This is a genomic window from Candidatus Symbiothrix dinenymphae, from assembly GCF_001431085.1.
This window is the reverse complement of the sequence record NZ_BBRU01000407.1, coordinates 1-448: the sequence shown is the minus strand read 5'-3', so window position 1 is coordinate 448 and position 448 is coordinate 1. Positions and strand designations below refer to the sequence as shown.

The window sequence follows — 448 nt, the reverse complement described above, 5'->3', positions numbered from 1 at the left end:
TAAAAAACCGCGTTCCAGTCGCCCTTGTAGGTCTTTAGCAAGTCCATTATGTTTTGCGTTTTGCGAGTGAGGCGTTCCAAGAGCAGGGCTGTTTTCCAGTCCGACAGAAAAATTTCAGGGATGTTTTTGATTTTATCCAAGCACGGCTGCCGATTGTCCATCTTCACAAACTCCGAATACCGGGTGTAAATACATTCCGGAATCGGCATCACCCACTGTGGAATCAGTCTGCCGGTTGAATCTTTAATTGTTTGATGGTCAATCACTTCCACTATGTGCAAAACAGTGGAATTGTACGCCTTGTCGGTGTCGTGACAGTGGCGATACCAATCGGAGGAGCGGTTGTGTATTTCAATATTGCCTGCCCACACTTGCCCATCCAAGCGAATTTTCGCGTTGAAAAAGTCCGGTCCGGCATCGGTATTGTAAATACCCGGGGTAATAACTT

1 protein-coding gene is annotated in these 448 nt (G+C 46.7%); it reads right to left on the bottom strand.

The window, feature by feature from the left end; genetic code table 11:
- The coding region (locus ASC50_RS04610; protein WP_158648441.1) for a DUF2851 family protein at positions 1-448 on the bottom strand (448 nt) is incomplete at both ends.